The sequence below is a fragment of the Veillonella parvula genome, assembly GCF_036456085.1.
GTDB classification, from domain to species: Bacteria; Bacillota; Negativicutes; order Veillonellales; family Veillonellaceae; genus Veillonella; species Veillonella parvula_E.
The window spans coordinates 2,065,938-2,084,754 of the sequence record NZ_CP138632.1 but is presented as its reverse complement, the minus strand read 5'-3'; the positions used below and the strand labels follow the sequence as shown (position 1 = coordinate 2,084,754).

The 18,817-nt window shown below is 37.9% G+C and carries 17 protein-coding genes; 2 read left to right on the top strand and 15 right to left on the bottom strand.

Going from position 1 to position 18,817, the window contains the following annotated elements:
* Positions 1 to 36: 36 nt before the first annotated feature.
* The 8 genes from PK1910_RS09660 to PK1910_RS09625 form a co-directional block, all read right to left on the bottom strand.
* Complete coding sequence (locus PK1910_RS09660; RefSeq protein WP_195394449.1) at positions 37 to 693, bottom strand: hypothetical protein; 657 nt, start codon at positions 691 to 693, stop codon at positions 37 to 39.
* Between the two features lie 8 nt (positions 694 to 701).
* Positions 702 to 1,658 carry a flotillin-like protein FloA gene (gene floA / locus PK1910_RS09655; protein WP_004693762.1) on the bottom strand — a complete coding sequence of 319 codons (957 nt, stop codon included), beginning with the start codon at positions 1,656 to 1,658 and terminating at the stop codon, positions 702 to 704.
* Between the two features lie 36 nt (positions 1,659 to 1,694).
* Positions 1,695 to 2,159 (bottom strand): NfeD family protein, encoded by a 465-nt coding sequence (locus PK1910_RS09650; protein ID WP_287511529.1) that lies wholly within the window; start codon positions 2,157 to 2,159, stop codon positions 1,695 to 1,697.
* A gap of 197 nt (positions 2,160 to 2,356) precedes the next feature.
* The gene (gene uraA / locus PK1910_RS09645; protein WP_008715436.1) at positions 2,357 to 3,640 is read right to left on the bottom strand and encodes a uracil permease; all 1,284 of its coding nucleotides are present in this window, start codon (positions 3,638 to 3,640) and stop codon (positions 2,357 to 2,359) included.
* Positions 3,641 to 3,750: 110 nt separating this feature from the next.
* Positions 3,751 to 5,094, bottom strand: coding sequence for an FtsW/RodA/SpoVE family cell cycle protein (locus PK1910_RS09640; protein WP_287511528.1), 1,344 nt, complete (start codon positions 5,092 to 5,094; stop codon positions 3,751 to 3,753).
* Between the two features lies 1 nt (position 5,095).
* The gene (gene trmB / locus PK1910_RS09635; RefSeq protein ID WP_008602852.1) at positions 5,096 to 5,755 is read right to left on the bottom strand and encodes a tRNA (guanosine(46)-N7)-methyltransferase TrmB; all 660 of its coding nucleotides are present in this window, start codon (positions 5,753 to 5,755) and stop codon (positions 5,096 to 5,098) included.
* Between the two features lie 201 nt (positions 5,756 to 5,956).
* On the bottom strand, positions 5,957 to 6,643 hold the full coding sequence (locus PK1910_RS09630) for a carboxymuconolactone decarboxylase family protein (RefSeq protein WP_021147750.1): 687 nt from the start codon (positions 6,641 to 6,643) through the stop codon (positions 5,957 to 5,959).
* Positions 6,644 to 7,107: 464 nt separating this feature from the next.
* Positions 7,108 to 8,865 (bottom strand): 1-deoxy-D-xylulose-5-phosphate synthase, encoded by a 1,758-nt coding sequence (locus tag PK1910_RS09625; RefSeq protein WP_287511527.1) that lies wholly within the window; start codon positions 8,863 to 8,865, stop codon positions 7,108 to 7,110.
* Positions 8,866 to 9,074: 209 nt separating this feature from the next.
* On the opposite strand from PK1910_RS09625, the gene PK1910_RS09620 reads away from it, so the two are divergent.
* Complete coding sequence (locus PK1910_RS09620; protein WP_287511526.1) at positions 9,075 to 9,572, top strand: MerR family transcriptional regulator; 498 nt, start codon at positions 9,075 to 9,077, stop codon at positions 9,570 to 9,572.
* 88 nt (positions 9,573 to 9,660) lie between these two features.
* Here PK1910_RS09620 and rpsR read toward each other — a convergent pair whose 3' ends face one another.
* From rpsR to PK1910_RS09590, 6 genes are all read right to left on the bottom strand, one after another.
* Positions 9,661 to 9,891 carry a 30S ribosomal protein S18 gene (gene rpsR / locus PK1910_RS09615; RefSeq protein ID WP_004693795.1) on the bottom strand — a complete coding sequence of 77 codons (231 nt, stop codon included), beginning with the start codon at positions 9,889 to 9,891 and terminating at the stop codon, positions 9,661 to 9,663.
* Positions 9,892 to 9,930: 39 nt separating this feature from the next.
* On the bottom strand, positions 9,931 to 10,329 hold the full coding sequence (locus PK1910_RS09610; protein ID WP_004693797.1) for a single-stranded DNA-binding protein: 399 nt from the start codon (positions 10,327 to 10,329) through the stop codon (positions 9,931 to 9,933).
* A gap of 19 nt (positions 10,330 to 10,348) precedes the next feature.
* Complete coding sequence (gene rpsF, locus PK1910_RS09605; RefSeq protein ID WP_004693799.1) at positions 10,349 to 10,633, bottom strand: 30S ribosomal protein S6; 285 nt, start codon at positions 10,631 to 10,633, stop codon at positions 10,349 to 10,351.
* A 142-nt stretch (positions 10,634 to 10,775) separates the two neighbouring features.
* Entirely contained in the window at positions 10,776 to 11,960 is a 1,185-nt protein-coding gene (locus PK1910_RS09600) for a multidrug effflux MFS transporter (RefSeq protein ID WP_215676299.1), read from the bottom strand.
* Between the two features lie 324 nt (positions 11,961 to 12,284).
* Complete coding sequence (locus PK1910_RS09595) at positions 12,285 to 13,460, bottom strand: MBL fold metallo-hydrolase (RefSeq protein ID WP_287511524.1); 1,176 nt, start codon at positions 13,458 to 13,460, stop codon at positions 12,285 to 12,287.
* 2 nt (positions 13,461 to 13,462) lie between these two features.
* Entirely contained in the window at positions 13,463 to 14,554 is a 1,092-nt protein-coding gene (locus tag PK1910_RS09590) for a hypothetical protein (protein ID WP_302146821.1), read from the bottom strand.
* 339 nt (positions 14,555 to 14,893) lie between these two features.
* Here PK1910_RS09590 and PK1910_RS09585 point away from each other — a divergent pair, with 339 nt between their 5' ends.
* Complete coding sequence (locus PK1910_RS09585; RefSeq protein ID WP_287511523.1) at positions 14,894 to 16,123, top strand: LL-diaminopimelate aminotransferase; 1,230 nt, start codon at positions 14,894 to 14,896, stop codon at positions 16,121 to 16,123.
* 263 nt (positions 16,124 to 16,386) lie between these two features.
* On the opposite strand, the gene PK1910_RS09580 is transcribed toward PK1910_RS09585, so the two are convergent.
* A complete protein-coding gene (locus PK1910_RS09580) occupies positions 16,387 to 18,609 on the bottom strand; it encodes an autotransporter outer membrane beta-barrel domain-containing protein (RefSeq protein ID WP_287511522.1) in 2,223 nt (740 codons plus the stop codon).
* Positions 18,610 to 18,817: the final 208 nt, after the last annotated feature.

The window sequence follows — 18,817 nt, the reverse complement described above, 5'->3', positions numbered from 1 at the left end:
ATAATTAGTTTATACATTTATAAATAGATTGCTTCATTAACGGTATCTACGTTCAAGAGCTTTAGGTTTACTTAAAATGATGGACCATTTCATGCCCTCTTTTAAAGCATGATTAGATTTACGACCGCGAGTTGAAGTCGCAGCTAGAGCAGTAGGCGCAGTTGTAATGCCTACATTTTCAATAAGAACTTGCCCCTCTTTAGCTACTTTATCTCGTTTAAACTCAGCTAGTCTTTCACTTAAGGTCGGTCCCGTAACAGCTTCTCTATCTAAGCGAGTCTTACTGGTAGTATAACTCGGATTGCTACTGGAACTTTTCATTGATAAGGCTTCAATATCTCGTTGAGCTGCTGCAGCCTCTTCATTGAAATGTATGTCCTCCATAGTTTTCGATGGTGCTTCTGGTTGCTGATTTACAATCGGTTTATCTTCATAAGAGTCCCGATAAAAGTCATCAACCTTAGACAAATCATCCATAGACGGTTCATCTACCTTGCGTTCTATGGAGATGCCATATTCGCGCTCCATATCTTCCCAAGTTCCGCCACCAGAGCTTTCATACTCATCATACTCTTCAGACTCTTCAGTATTCTTATTTTTTATAATGGAAAAAGCAATGTACGCGATGATACCTAAAACAAAGATTGGATTATGCGAAAAGATGGATAGCACTGAAGACAAAATAGAGTCCATAGCTACTCCTATTCACCATCTGCTAAGTTTTCACGCATTTTAGTGTCTGCAATAATATTGTTCATATTGTAGTAATCCATAACGCCTAGATTACCATTTCTGAAAGCCTCTGCCAACGCTTTAGGAACTTCAGCTTGTGCTTCCACAACCTTAGCTTGCATGTCTTGTGTTTTAGCACGCATTTCTTGTTCTGTCGCAACCGCCATTGCACGGCGTTCTTCGGCACGAGCTTGAGCAATTTTCTTATCTGCTTCCGCTTGGTCAGTTTGCAATTGAGCACCGATGTTACGTCCCACATCTACGTCAGCAATATCGATGGACAAGATTTCGAATGCAGTACCCGCATCAAGGCCTTTACCCAATACAGTACGGGAAATGTGATCTGGATTTTCCAATACATCTGTATGTTCTTCAGAGGAACCTACAGTCGTTACGATACCTTCACCTACACGGGCAATAATTGTGGCTTCACCAGCACCACCAACGAGGCGATCGATATTCGCACGTACAGTAACACGAGCACGAACTTTCAATTCGATACCATTTTTTGCTACCGCAGAAATAATTGGAGTTTCAATCACTTTAGGATTAACGGACATTTGAACCGCTTCCAATACATCACGACCGGCGAGGTCGATAGCTGCGGAACGTTCAAAGGTCAACGGAATGGATGCCCGTTCAGCGGCAATCAAAGCATCTACAACGCGGTCAACGTCACCACCTGCTAGGTAATGAGCTTCCAACTGATTTACATTCACATCAAGCCCCGCTTTATTAGCTTTAATCAACGGCATTACAATTTGAGACGGATTTACGCGACGCAAGCGCATACCTACAAGTGTAAAGATACCAACATTAACACCCGCTGCTAAAGCAGATACCCAAAGCCCTAATGGCACAACATATAAAAATACCATAATACCAATCAGCAGAATGGGAATCAAAATTAAAATACCTACATCCATAATAACCTCCATAATTTACGACGATGTTGTGAAAGCTTAATCTCGCTTTCTAACAATATTGCGACCACCTACAACTCGAAGGACCACAATAGGTGAACCGGCATCGATGAAGTCACCTTCGGTTACAACATCTACCAAATTACCATTAATCTTAGCAATACCTGCAGGGCGTAGTGTTGTATGAGCTACGCCTTCCTTGCCAGTCAAATCTTCTAATACATCATTAGATACATAACCAGCTTTTGTCGTAGACCTTTGCCCTAAGGTAAACAATTTGCCTATCCACGTCTTTTCAAAGTGATTAAAGAACACAATGATAATGACAATTAACAAGGCTGTTAATCCTAGCACAGCATACAATGCTACCGTACCTTCCCCAAGAGCTACATAAACGCCCCATAGAAACGCGCAGTAACCGATAAGACCTAGAATACCGCCTGGTACTACGAGTTCTACAGCCATCAAAGAAACACCGATAGCCATCCATATTAAAAACTCCATAGGCCCTCCTCTCTAAAATTAATTTTATACAACTTATATGTTTATTATACAATATTGAAGATAAATTATAAAGATACTAAACAAAAACGACTACTTTCACAGATACAATCTGATTCAGTAGTCGTTTATTGTATTGAATACAAATCAATTCACTTTAATCTCAAGGTTCTATGCCAAGAGCTTAAAGTCGTATAAGGTTATACTTCTGTTTTTTTCAATTGGTCATTGCCAACGCCTGTTTTTTGAAGGATCAACAAACAAATGCTCATCGCCATACCTACTACAGTAGCAAGCCCCATCCCTTTTAAAACTACAGGTCCAACCGCAAGTTCTGCACCACTAAGACCTACCACAAGGATAACGGATGTAAGAATCATATTAACAGGGTTTGTATAATCCACCTTACGTTCTACAAGCATACGCAACCCAGATGCTGCGATAATGCCGAACAAGAGAATAGAAACCCCACCCATAACAGGTACTGGGATAGCATGAATAAGTGCTGCCACTTTACCAACAAAGGATATAATCATCGCAAGCACTGCAGCACCGCCAATTACCCATACGCTAAAACAACGAGTAATTGCAAGTACGCCGATGTTTTCACCATACGTCGTATTTGGTGTAGCACCAAAGAAACCAGAAAGAATATTTGCAAGGCCATCACCAAGCAAGGATCTTTGTAGACCTGGCTCTTTCATCAAGTCTTTAGCGACAATATTACTAGTAACAACTAAATGACCAACATGCTCTGCAAATACTACGAAGAGCGCCGGCATAATCATGATAATCGCATTGATATCAAACACAGGCATGCCGTAGAACTGAGGCAATGAAAGCCAAGGAGCAGCTTCTACTCCAGAGAAGTCAACAACTCCCATCACAGCAGACAATACATAACCGGATACAACACCAATAAGAACAGGAATAACAGCTAAGAAACCACGGAACACAACAGTTCCTAGTAAGGTAACAACTAAGGAAAACATAGAGATAATAACAGCTTGGCTATGGCTCATGCCTAAATCTTGATTACCGATAAGGCCAGACATACTCATCGCTACTGGTGCTAATTCTAAGCCGATAATCGCTACGATAGCACCCATAGCAGCTGGTGGGAATAATTTATCAATCCAACGCGTACCAATATAACGTACAAGAACAGATAAAATTACAAAAGATAGACCAAATACAACGAAGGCCCCTTTTGCCGCTTCATAACCAAGACCTGCAGATAACACACCTGCTACAGGCGCAATAAAGGCAAAGCTGGAACCAAGATATGCAGGAATCTTACCCTTACACACGAATAAGTACAATAATGTACCAATACCATTCATAAACAATGCTGTTGCAGGGTCTACTTTTAATAAATACGGTACTAATACAGTAGAGCCAAACATGGCAAATAAATGTTGAAAACTAAGTGGTAACATTCGGCCCCATGATGGGCGTTCTTGAATATCAATATAATCTTTCATCGTTTCTCCTCACACACAATATAACGATGCTAAGTTCATATAGTACAGTCCTTAAATATACTCTATGAATTTACACAAATAGATTCATCTTATGATACATAAGTTAGGTATTAACGTTCAAATTTAGTCTGTCTACGAGCTGACTTTTTAGAAGGTCGTGGTTTAAACGGTCCGGGCATATTTGTCTTATTAGTATGCGTCGTAGCAGCAGGCTTAAAACGACTTTGTGTTTCTTCACGCAAAGATGGTAATGGTTCAGCTGTACCAACTTGTTTTACCCCTTCTACATTACGACGACCAATGCTTGCCAACAACCCAATAGCCATGAAATTCATCAATAATGAAGAGCCCCCATAACTAACAAACGGTAATGGTACCCCTGTTACAGGCATGATACCACATACCATGGCGATGTTAAACAAAGCCTGACCACTGATAAGCAATGTTATGCCCATTGCTAACCATTTCCCGAATTCATCACGAGCCTTATTAGAAATGCGGAACCCAAAATAGGTAAAAGCTGCAATCAGAACGACAACAAATACTGCACCAATGAAACCCATTTCTTGGGCCCATACAGCAAAGGCAAAGTCCGTATGTGCTTCTGGTAAGTAAAAATACTTTGATGTACCTTGCATAAAGCCTTCGCCTAAAATACCGCCAGAACCTACGGCCAACAGCCCTTGAACTGTTTGATACCCCATATCCTGCGCATGAGGCCAAGGATCAAACCAAGATTGAATACGTTCCCAGCGATATGGCGACATACGAGCTGCAATAAAGCCAAGAAATCCAGCTATCACAAAAGCTCCGCCAAAGAATTTTCCATCAAAGCCCGCTAAATAGATGAGCACAAAAGAAAAGCCAAAAATCAATACGGTCGTGCCCATATCTGGTTGCAAGATTGTTAAGCCTGCAAATATAATTGGCCATATTAACATGGGCAACATATAACTTATACGTTCACTAAAATAACCTTGTAAATTAATGAGAGGGTTAGTATGCTTTGGTTTTCCCCATTTTCGCATGGTACTCAATTTAGCTGATGTCCATATCAGGGCAGCTAATTTCGCAAATTCTGAAGGTTGAATCGATACAGGCCCAATAACAATCCAACGACGCGCACCATTAATGACTGCACCAATTACAAGAACCAAGATCATCCCAATTAGTGTAGCAATCATAATTCTTTGCAACATGTGAGGCTTCTGTAACTGACGGTAATCGTAACGATACAATATGACACCTGCCGCCATAGACAAAAACAAGAATGTCATATGTTTTAAAAAGTATCCTAATAATCCCGTATTTTCATAGATAGAGCTGATATACGTAGCACTAAAGATATTTACACTGCCTATAATTGTAATGAGAAGAATAGGTAAGAGCATACCTTGTAAGTCATTTTTAAAGAGTGAGCCCCACCGACTATCCCCCTTATTCAGTGTTTGCATGTTAAGCCTCCTTTTGAACTTTTGGCTTAATTGCTTCTAAGCGAAAAATAGGTTGTCCCTTTTTACTAAATTTCTCTTCATACTCAGTTTTTACATTTGGAAGGTCTGTGCTATGTAAATCATACGTTACATTTTTAAGCTCCCAACCACACGCTTTAAACTCTTCAAGAGAGAACATGAACAACCCTTCATTATCTGTCTTAAAGTGAACTTCTCCACCATCTTTCAAAAGGCGGGCATAACGATCAAGGAATGTGTGATATGTAAGGCGGCGTTTTGCATGTTTAGCCTTAGGCCAAGGATCACAGAAGTTAATATAGAAACGATCAACTTCTCCAGGTGCCACTATCTCTTCGATACCTGCAATATCAAATAGAGAGACCTTTGCATTGTTTCGCTCTCCTTCAAAGATTTTTTGTGCTGCATAATAGATAACACCCATTTGTACTTCAAAACCTACGAAGTTAGCATTTGGATACGCTTCAGACATCCCCGCAATAAAGCGACCTTTCCCCGTCCCTAGTTCCATATATAATGGGTACTCAGGATGTTCAAATAATTCACGCCACTTGCCTTTAAACTCTTCTTGGCCAGACAAAATGATGTGAGAGTCATATTCGTGGATAGCTTCATCAATCCATGGTTTTCTACGAAGGCGCATACTTTCTCCTTACATCTATTTTTAATAATATATTTATATTTGTTTATATTTATTATTACAGGTCATATACCTATCTTATTAATTATAGAAAAGGGGACCTTAAACGTCAATTACATTCTATGGATTTAACCCTAATCATTAAAACTGTGAAAGTAGAAGCCATAAAAAAAGACCTACTTCCGAAAGAAGTAGGTCTACATTTTATTGGAAAATCATAGCTTCTAAATTTTCAATTTGATATTGACTTAGGCCAAGTTCAGATAAACTCTTTTCAGCTGCAGTAAAAAGATTATTTTTACCAACTCGAGTACCTAGTGCTGCCGCAGCGACCAATTCACGGTCCAATTTACCTAAACGTGAACGATTACGATTTTGAGGTTTTGGTTTTTTCATACGGAACGTATTATATTGAACCCCCTCTTTTGTTTCCTCAGCTTTCGGCTTTGTTAAAGGTGCCCCATTAGTGCCATTCCCCAATAAAGCACTAAGTCCTGTTTGCTTTGGAACTAATTTTTCGTACTCATCGCCAAACTCAGGGCGTTCATCACGTAATTGATCAAATGTAGCTAAAGCAGCATTCATTTGTTTCAAGCCCGCAGCAGAGTAAAGCTGACGAATGGCAATACTCACCTCTTGTGGCGTCAACGTGCCTCGCTCAATAGCAGATGCAATTGCACTCTTTAATGCACCTTGATCACCAGACGCAGTATAGCGGCCGATTTCAACCAAGTCTTTCTGACGTGCATTAAGCTCTTTTGGCGTATATATATTTATCTCAGATATAGATGGTGCCTGTTTAGAAGGTTGTTCTCCCGCCCCATTAGCCTCAAACATATAGCCACCGGCAACGATGGCCACGGCTAATGTTAAGGTTAATACTCTTTTCAAAGTCTTACAATCTCCCTTATCATTAATACTAATTGTATAATACTGCAATAGTAGCGTACATTATCAATGGATTTATTTTACTGTTCTACTGTAATACATACTGTAGATATTATTATATAATACTTCATCTAATTTTTATAGTCCTATTCGAAAAAAATCTATAATCTTTTAATAAATTATATATATTTATCTATAAAAATTATATATTTATAAACCACGCTTAATTATAGAATGAAATTGAACAAATAAAAAATCCATAGTAAACCTTGTGTTATGATTTAGGTGTCTAATCAAAATATAACCGAGGTAATCACTATGGACTACTTGGAGTAAAAGCTATTAATCTACCTAAGAAATATTATATTTTTATAAAGTATGAAATAAAAAAATAACACAGTAGAAATCTGCCAATTCCAGATTTCTACTGTATTTACAGAGAATTATTTATTTAATATTTTATCAAACTAAACAGATAACACTTGTTTTGCATCCGCCACAATCTGATCTAGAGAAACGCCATTTTCTCGTAACAATTCAGTTGCATCATAACGATCGTGGAATTCTTTAGCAATACCATAATTTTTAACACGCATATTAGATGGACCATAGAAGCTAGCTACACGCTGGCCCCAACCGCCTTCAACTACACCATCTTCCAATGTAAATACTACAGAATGATTTGCTTTCAATTCTTCTAGTAGTTCTTCATCAAGGCCAGACGCAAATTTAGGATTTACTACAGTTGCATGGATACCCTCTTTAGCCAATTCATCGGCCACTTGATTAGCCAAATGGTAAAAATTACCAAGACCTAATAAAGCAATCCCTTCACCACGGCGAGTCACTTCAGATTTATTCAAGATGCTATAATCCGTTGTATCCGCTACACCTGTAGTTGTGAATTCACCTACAGGAACACGAATTGCTACAGGATGCTCGTGTTGATGCACAGCATATTCAGTCATAGCCAATAGCTCTTCATTATTAGTAGGTACTAAGTATACTAAATTAGGAATGCTAGTAAGCATAGGAATATCAAAGAAACCTAAATGCGTTACATCATTCATTCCATATACAGATGCCATATGATTGATAATGACCGCACTATTATTATTCACACAAAGATCTTGCACCAATTGGTCATAAGTGCGTTGTAAGAATGTACTATATACATTAAATACTGGTTTACCACCATTTTTAGCAATACCAGAACTCATTGCGATGGCATGTTCTTCTGCAATACCTACATCGATATATTGTTTGCCTGCTACCTTACGCCATTCTAGAGTAAAACCAAAGCCACCTGGTGTGCCCGCATTAATAGCTACCACAGTTGGATCTACTTTGATTTGCTCCATCAAGTAATTAGCGATGGTACCAGCATACGTTGGACCATTCTCCTCTTCTTTTGGTTTGCCTGTTTCTAAATCAAAGGGCATTGTCCAATGGAAGGCTTCTTTATTTTGCTCTGCAATGGCATAGCCCTTACCTTTTTGAGTAACTATATGTAAAACGATAGGATGGTCAATGTCTTTTACATCCTTAAACACATTGATTAATGTTTCCAAGTCATTGCCATCTGCTACAAAACGATAATCTAGACCAAGAGCCTTAAAGATATTGTTAGAACTTTCACCATTAGACTCACGCAATTCGCGAAGGCCACGATATAAACCACCATGGTTTTCTGCAATAGATTGGTCATTATCGTTTACGATAATAATCATATTACTGTTTAATGTTGCGGCATAATCAAGACCTTCAAAGGCTTCCCCACCAGATAAAGAACCATCACCAATGATAGCAATAATATTTTCAGAGTCTCCCTTTAGATTTCGAGCAGTAGCCAGGCCAGATGCTAAAGAGATCGATGTAGATGTATGACCAATGTTAAAGAAATCATGGTCACTTTCAGTTGGGTCCGTATAGCCTGTTACATCATCATAATGGTCGTGATCTAAAAATGCTATGGCACGTCCTGTAACCATTTTATGTACATACGATTGATGGGATACATCATATACGATTTTATCTACAGGAGAATTAAATACATAGTGCAAGGCCATAATCATTTCTGCTGCACCCATAGGTGGACCAAAATGACCGCCGTGCTCAGAAACCTTTGTCATGAGAGCTTGACGAGCTTGTGCTGTCAAATCTGTTAATTCAGAAATAGATAAGCCTTTTAAATCGGCTGGGGATTTTACATCAATTAAGTTCATGGTAATCCTTTCAATACAAATTATAATTACTTCAACTACAATCACTATACATCAAATAGTATAAAGATTATAAAGATTGTCACTAAAAATAACTAGTGTTATACTTCAAGTATGTACCAAGTATAAAACTTAAAGTTAGGTTTAAGTCAATACATCTTACATTTACAATTTTTATATCCATCTATAAATGATATATATTAGGAGGTTCAATGACATATACTGTTGGCGAAATCGCAAAAAAACTAAACATAGCCCCCTCTGCTTTGCGTTATTACGACAAGGAGGGCTTATTGCCTTTCGTAGAACGTTCTAGTGGAGGTATCCGTATATTTCGAGAAGAAGATATGGATTGGCTAGAATTAATCGAATGTATGAAACGTACGGGTATGCCTATAAAAGAAATCAAACATTTTATCGACTGCTGCGTTGAAGGCGATAGCCGCATCAACGATCGATTATCTATTATCAGAAATCAGCGAGATCGCGTATTAGCTGAAATTGAGCACCTACAAACCCGCTTATCCATGCTAGAGTTTAAAACCTGGTTCTATGAAGAAGCACAACGTCGAGGTACTTGTAGTTTTTACGAAACAGCTACACCTGATGATATCCCGCTTGAGTATCATAAATATTTCGAACGCAAATGGCGCGCCGATAAAGAAGCCGCCGAAAATGGTGAACCACCTAAAAAATATAAAGCTGTATAACAAAGAGGAGCTATCCAACGGATAGCTTCTTTTTTTGTATAGCAAAAAGGCGGTACAACCAAATGATTGTACCGCCTTGATTCATCAATTATTCAGCAGTGAATGGCAATAAAGCAATTGCACGTGCACGTTTGATAGATGTAGTCAATTTGCGTTGATGTTTTGCGCAAGTACCGGAAATACGACGAGGTAAGATTTTACCGCGTTCAGTCGTAAAACGACGAAGTTTAGCAACATCTTTATAGTCGATTTGATCGATATGGTCTGCACAGAAAACGCATACTTTTCTTCTTGGCTTTCTGCCTCTATCTCTTCTCATTGCGAATCCTCCTTTTCGAATTAGTAGGAGTCCCTGACACTAGAACGGGATGTTTTCGTCATCGCCGCCTGTACTGAAACTATCAAAATTGGACCCACCTTCGAAAGAATTAGTATTCATATCAAGGGATTGGCCCACAAAGTTCGCTACTACTTCAGTAACGTACCGTTTTTGACCGTCCTGAGTCTCGTAAGAACGAGTTTGCAAACGACCTTCTACAAAACAACGACTGCCTTTACGAAGATTGCCTGCCGCTTCACCAAGTTTACCCCAAGCAACGCAGTTGATGAAAGCAGTTTGTTCTTTCGTCTCATTTGTTGTGGAATCAATATAGGTATTTGTGGCAGCTACTGTGAAAGTTGCTACCGCACGACCAGTTTTGGTATAGCGTACTTCAGGATCACGAGCTAAATTACCTAGAATTTGTACAGAGTTCATGTTTTCCTCCAGGCTTTAATTATGCTTCGTGTTTAACAATTAGATGTCTTAGGACTTCATCGTTGATTTTCAATACACGATCGATTTCTTTGATTTCAGCAGGAGCTGCCTCAAAGTTAATCAATACATAGAAACCGTCAGTGAATTTCTTCACCGCGTAAGCAAGACGACGCTTGCCCCAACGATCTACCTTTTCTACTGTGCCGCCTACACGAGCAATTAAAGCTTCTACTTTTTCAATAACAGCGTTAGTTGCTTCCTCTTCAGCTGGTTTCACAATAAACATGACTTCGTATTTGTTCATACAAAATCACCTCCTCTTTCGGACTAATGCCCCTATCGACACATAGGGGTAGGAAGTGCTTACCATCAATAAGCCTTACTATTATAACCTAAAAAAATGATGAAAGCAAGGATTCAAATTAAAACCCTTGCTTTTACCAATATTATATACGATTATATTTTTCATCCTCAGGAAAGGCAATCATAGCACAGATAATTACAAATATGGCTATTACACCCATCATAGGATAGGCCGTATCATTTGGTAAGAAGGTAAGTATCAACGATGACACAATACCACTACCATATTGCATGGCACCTAATAGTGCCGCCCCAGATCCAGCCATTCTACCTGCTCTATCTAAAGCTAATGCATTAGTTACAGCGGCAATGATACCATTCATGGAGAAGAATAAAAAACAGCCAATAACGATTAACCACAATGAATGGTAACCTAAGAACATCAAGCCCATAACAACGGATACACAAACAGCAGCAAATAGTGTGGCATATTTCAATAGTCTATCAAGGCGTATAGCACTAACAATACGACGATTAATGGCACTTAACAACATAACACCAATAATATTAACAGAAAAGAGATAACCAAAATATTCTTTGGGCACTTCATACACATCTATATATACATAAGGCGATCCCGTTAAGAACGCATAAATGGCAATATAAAATGAGCTAACACATAAGGTATATTTCATAAAACCTTTATTGCGTAATAAAATCCAATAGTTATTGTAGGTATGACCTATGGACTTTTTGCTCCTCTTCTCTACGGGATGTGTCTCAGGAATCACCAGTGCGGCAACGAGCATTAAAAGTCCTATACCAACAAGCAACCAGAATATAGAATGCCATGTATACCATACAAGTAAATGCCCCGCTAACATTGGGCCTGCTATAGGCGCTATAGCCATAACAATGGCCAATGTAGACAACATTTTAGCCGCCTCAGTCCGACCATATAAATCCCGAATCATAGCCCGCGATAGCATCGGTCCTACACAGGCACCAAAAGCCTGGAATACGCGCCAAGCTAGTAATTCTAGCATAGACGAACTTAGGGCGCAGCCCACAGACCCTATGATAAATAAGACTATCCCTATAATCAAAGGCTTCTTACGACCAATTTTATCGCTAACAGCTCCCCAGAAAAGCTGAGCTAGCGCAAAACCTATTAAGAAACCAGTCAACGTTAACTCCGCATCACCATTGAGATCACGCCCCATCTCAGGCATGGCAGGCAAATAAATATCCGTCGATAACGACGTAAACGCCATCAAAGCACTTAATATAGAAGTAAAAAGCCATCCTTTATTGTTAATCGTCAGCATAAAGGCACCACTTTCATATAAAACCGCACTATAATATGTATTCATTTAGATTATATCAGAAATAAAATTAATGCTATATAAAGTTTTGATTTTTTCAATAAAAAAGCGTAGTAAAATACTACGCAAAAATTGGTCTATAAGCACTATCACTCTTTGCACTATTCAAATAGTGTAAAGATAAAAGCCTAACGCAACAGAGCATTCAAAATACTCGCACGCTAGGCAATCCTCTTAAAACAGTTTATAAGATGAGCCTAACACTACCACACGTTGATGGCTCTCTTTTTATTTATTATACAACATAAATAGAATTTCTTAAAGGAATTATATGATAAATGGCTCTTTATCATTAACGACATAAACATTTCTATTAGGCAGTATTCTCTTTAGTTTTTCAGGGATATCAGTATGAACCGGAATAACAATATCAGGATCAACCATTTCTATGAACTGAACTAAATCGTCCTTTGAGACATGACCACTGGCATGACATATATAAGATGGATATGTATCTAACAATTCTTTCAATGCTAAATTCTCCTCAATATATCCTGTCCACATGGAATATATAATACGTACATCATCTTTAGGGAACTCTTTAATTTTAGAAATAAAATTTTCTGTCCCTCTTACTAAGGATACAAATCCATGTTCCATATAGTATTTAGGATACCGTCCTTTATCAATAACTAATGGGCTATCATGTCTACGATACAAAGAACTTTCATAATATACATTATTAATCACAGTATCTAATATTCTTTTCTGATAAGCATCACAAATGAGTACTTTATCAGTTGGCATATTCTGCCAAATCCCCATAATACGGTCAATATTCGTAGAGGAACACATAACAAAAACATATTTTCCATCTTGAATATAAGAAGAAATATCATCTAATACAGCTACTTCAGCTATAGGGTCATTGGCATCTCTAGATAATGAAGTTCCTTCTGTAATTAATACATCAACCTCACCTATATAGGTCTTAACTAACTTCTCTAATACATGTTGACGCAGCCCATGCATCCGGAAATCACCTGTATATAAAATGTGTTTACCTTCAGTCTCAATAACAAACATATAACTATCAGCGGCACTATGGTCAATAACCAAAGGCCTAATCCGTATACCACCAATAGTGAAAGCCTCTCCCCCACGAAATGTATTAGCACCTAATAAGCGCAAGTATAAACCTCTATCTTGATACTCAGCACCTATTAGCGCGATTTCCTTACTTAATTCACCCATATATAATGGAATTTCTGATAGTGCAGAGGTTAGTTGGCCTAAGTGATCCATATGATAATGAGAAATCACAATACCGTCACAATCCAGCTTTCCTTTTGTAACGCCTTCTATATCCAGATTTATAGGTGTGTACTTTTCATCTAAACTTAATTCATTACCAAAATCTAACATAATGCGAGTAGATGCTGTACTAATTTCTATAGCACTACCACCAATCTGATGAGTGCCACGGTGTATAACTACATTCATACTTAACCTTTACCAGTAATCGTTAGCAACGTTTCTGCTCGATAAGAGCGATCTAATTCTGAAGACCACTTTTGCACATTTTTTAAAGGGACAGCTTTATCTATATCTTCTGTTCTTAGGACAACGAATCGAATTTGTTTCAATTTAGACTCTTGTTTTAATATAGCCTCACATAAAGCTCGTAGATTTTTTCTTTTACTTGGATTAATTAATTCCTGACACTCTTTATACTGTTGTGACACAACAGTTTTAGACGGATAGTTAGGTTTATCCACTACCACTGGATCAATACGAAGCAACAAATTAGTCTCTACCCCACCATCATCATCTGTACAAGATTTTTCATCAAATAAAATTACTAATTCAGACTTATCAGTGTGCTTATATTTAGGTAATTCTTTCTTTAGAGCCTTTATGCCAGCGTGATCAACATCGGATTTAATCTGTTTTAAATCAAGCAATTTATAATATGTATAAGCTTCTAAAACACAGCGTAGTAAAGTTTCCTCACTACCAGATGGACGATATTTTAATTCAATTACAGAATAACAATCGTCATCAGTGTTATAGCCTAATAAATCTATTTTTCCGTAAGAATCATTTTGTGTCGCCTTTAATGGTGTTTGATAATCAAAGATATAGCCTAATCCATCAACCTCACGTTGATAAAACAACAATTTCGCTAAAATTTCTTCTTTACGATTTGTGCCTTGCAGCTTTTTCATATCTACTATTTCGGAAGGGGAATGATTTGTATCAAAATGGTTAGATCGTACTGGCTTTAAATCTGTCCATGTCTTTAAAAGATTTTTTGATAAAAGAGTACTGGCAATAACTTCACTATAGCGGTTTTTGTCCGCTTGCGACGCTCCTTGTACATAGCCTTTGTAATTTACAATAGATGACTTATAAAAGTTTGCTGCAAATCTTTTTATATCTCCATCGTTATCTCTTTGCTTTACTTTTTTTATATTAACAGTATCTTCTGTTGTATCGTTCTTATATTGCCCAAAAAGGGTTTCAAACTCATCAAATTTATCTTTTCGATTAATACCTTTACAAATAAATTCATATGCCTCTTTAGACTTTAACATTATAAACGCCTCCCTTAATAGCAATTTACCCCACTGCACATAACTACTAACACTATCCCTGTATTATCTATAATAAATTAATGCTTTTATTATAGATTCATTATATCAACGATCTTTTTATGAGTAAATAATGAAGAAATCAAATTCTATGCGAATACTATCTTCCTATATTTCTACTTTAATACAATCAACGAGTAATAAATTCCTCATATTATAATCTTTTATACTAAAATTATTTACACTATTTAGATTAAGAAAAAATTCTATAGAAAATCCTTGCGTCATTATTCTATATAATTTACTATATATAGAGAAATCTAATTATAAAAAGGAGTCATCATGGCTAATATCAATGAAAACTACTTAAACCTTCAAGGTTCTTATTTATTTGCTAATATTGCTAAAAAGGTAAATGAATACCAAACTGCTCATCCAGATGCAGATATTATTCGTCTTGGTATCGGCGATGTTACATTACCTCTTGCTCCAGCAATTATCGACGCTATGAGCAAAGCAGTTCAAGAAATGGGTAAAGCTGAAACGTTCCGCGGTTATGGTCCTGAGCAAGGTTATGACTTCTTACGTCAAGCTATTGTTGATGGCGATTACAAACCATTAGGCGTAGATATCGCTATTGACGAAGTATTCGTTTCCGATGGTGCAAAATCTGACGTTGGTAATATCCAAGAGTTATTCAGCGAAGATAACATCATTGCTATCACAGATCCTGTGTACCCAGTATACTTAGACTCCAACGTTATGGGTGGTCGTACTGGCGAAGCTATAGATGGCATCTTCCAAAAGGTTGTATACCTCCCTACTTACGCAGAAAATAACTTCTCTCCAGAATTCCCTTCTGAACGCGTAGACATCGTATACCTTTGCTCACCTAACAATCCAACCGGTACTGTTTTGAGCCGTGCTCGTTTAGCAGAATGGATCAAATGGTGTAAAGATAATGATGCGATTTTGATGTTTGACTCCGCTTACGAAGCTTTCATCAGCACAGAAGATACTGTAAAATCTATCTACGAAATCGAAGGTGCTCGCGAAGTAGCTATCGAGTTCCGTTCCTTCTCCAAAACTGCAGGTTTCACTGGTACACGTTGTGCTTACGCCGTAGTACCTAAAGAGGTCACTGGCAAAACTAAATCTGGTGAACGCCAACCGCTAAACCCTATGTGGAACCGCCGTCAATGTACTAAATTCAATGGTGTTCCTTACATCATCCAACGCGGTGCTGAAGCAGTATACACAAAAGAAGGTCGTGAGCAAACACGTGCAAACATTGCATACTACAAAGAAAATGCTCGCATCATCAAAGAAGGCCTTGAATCTATCGGCCTTACTGTATACGGCGGTGTTGACGCTCCATACATTTGGCTAAAAACACCTGGCAACATGACTAGCTGGGAATTATTCGACATCTTGCTCAAACAAGTTCAAATCGTATCTACACCAGGCTCTGGCTTTGGCCCTCATGGTGAAGGTTACCTTCGTTTGACAGCATTCGGTAGCCGTGAAAATACAATTCGTGCCGTTGAAAGAATCAAAACATTACAATTCTAATATGATTATGTCTATATTTAGGTTTAGATTTATATCTTGATTTATATTTAGATTACATTAAATCTGGATTATGTGATTTAAAATAGTTTATATCTATAAAACCAAAAGACCGATTACAGTCCTTCAATAGGAATGTAGTCGGTCTTTTTTATATACCCTTACATATATGAATATTTAATTCTAGTATTCCTTATATTCCTTAACACCATAGTACTAGCAAATAATATCCCCATATTATTTGTGTCCACTATATTTACCATTAATTAAAAGTTATGACGAATCCCTGCGTCAATACGATAGGAATTGTCTACGATAGCACCAAAGTTTTTAGTGAAAGTCCCATAAATATATGTATTAGGACGTACGCTCCATGAACCACCTAGTTCAAGATCTAACCATGTATCTTTAAGGTTCACTTCACTACCTGTAGTTGGCTCACCGGTCATCCTATAAGTAGCTTTCATTTTACCAGAGAATTCATGCGCTAATGCAGTTTTGAGAAAGAGGTTGCTGTTCTTACTTTCCTTGCCAATACCTACACCGATACGACCGATAACGGAATTCACCGCATCAGAGTTAATGTGCACTGTACTACCTGTATTTGTACGAGCATCAAAGTTTACACCAGACAATCGACTAAGCGTCAATTCTGCGTTAGGATCGATGTAGAAACCATTGTCTTTCTTGATTCGTTTACCATATTCAACGCTCAAAGAGGTACCTGTATTGCGGTAATCTCCGCTCAAGCTTGTACCCAAGCTATTACGTACAGTGAAATCATTTTTCAAACGACTTACTTTACCAATAACATCGAAGTAACGACCATCATTGTATTGTTTTGCACCGTATAATGCTAAACCCGCAGTTTTACCAGACCCTGAACCTAAAGCGTAATCGCTATTACTTGTACCATATAACAAGGCCCCACCAATAGTCCAATCGCCACGCAATGTGTCATAGCCTACTTGCGCCATATTATAGGTTTGGTTTACATAGGCACTGTCCGTAATTTTAGATTTACCACCGATGTATTTCCCCCATACACCATGCTTATTGGAGTTGAGTCGCACATCACCGAGGCGACGTTGTAAATCATTCGTATCGGCTCTCATTTGCATCACAGAGGAGACTAACGCACTCTTAGCACCAGAAACAACTTCGCTTTCACGAGCTGTCACAACCGCTTGGTCAGTAATACTAGGTTTCCCATCAACAGTAAAACTATCTGTACCAAGCTTAGTAGCATATGCAGGGCTAATAAGGCCTGAATCGACTTGAACATTCACATTTAAATTACGTTCACCCTTAGTAAAGCCAGCGTATGTTAATTTATTAGCCAACTGCTGCAAAGTGCCTCGTGGGTTGTCTACGTTTACATACCCTTTAAGTGCATCTGCCGAACTGCGCATAGTCACAGAAGAACCTTTATCAGCATGGTTGATAACGACTTTGCCCTTACCTTGTGCAGTCGCAGGGGCTCCCTTTTCATAGTCGATAGCTGCATGACCAGCATAGTTGTTAATAGTAATTGGTCGTGGATCTACGGCTTGGATAATACCTTGACTATTTATATCTTTACCACCAATAAAATGTTCTACACGACTACCAGTATATAAATAGTTTGCATTATTAGGACGACCTTGTGTAGGATATACGCGCTCAGCTCCTAGCCATTCATTGCGCCAAGTCGCACCATTTTGTAAGTACAATCGCAAACCACCATGGTACGGATTGTTGTTGCTTTCATCAAATTCATTCAGCACACCACCTACCAATTTAGAATTTGGTGTTGTTAAACCTAAAGAAATTTCAGATCCATGGTTATGTGGATTCTTGTCTATACCATAGTTTTTATCTAAAAATCCTATATTACCATACATCTTCACATCATTCGTTCCCGGATGTAAGCCATCCATACCCGTATTTACATAAACAAAACCTTCTTCAGATAATGCAGAATAGGTATCAGAGGTATCTAAAGGATATGTTTTTATATCAGCCCCACCTAATATGCGAATATATCCATCTTTATTGGCTTGCAAACCAACGCCAACAGCATCGACTTTAGCATTACCCTTTACGGTAATTCGAGTATCATCGTTATTTCCATCATTAGTAAGTCCACCATAACCAGCATAGATACCGCTCATGTAATAATGTGCCAAATCAGGTCTACGTTTCGCGCCACTTTCTGCAGGCGCTGGATTTTTAACTGTTACAGTTACATTTTTATCAATAGCGACTTGTGTCCCATCAAGGGCGTAAATACCTGTAACATTATTATGATATTTTGTTCCATTTACACCTAAACCTGATACATTAACAGTTAAGTCATCTGTATAATGTCTCTTTTCCCCCCACAAATTAAGGCCAATGGATTTTCCGTCTGTATGACTTTCTACAGTTGTGGCTGATACCATGGTAAAAGCATTAGCACCTGTTACGATTAATGCAGCAATAACAGCAGCTTTTACATTTCTTCTCATATTATACCTCCTTAACACTTCAACTATGAACATAACTAGCTAATATAACCAATTTAATTGTATCTAGATTCAGGGTATATGTGTCAATTTCTACTCATATGATTTTTTATTTGTCCCCCATAACGACACGATATGTATCGATATAATTGTGCACAAATTACTTGTTTAAATTAGATATTAATTATTTTCTATACCATCTAATAAATTC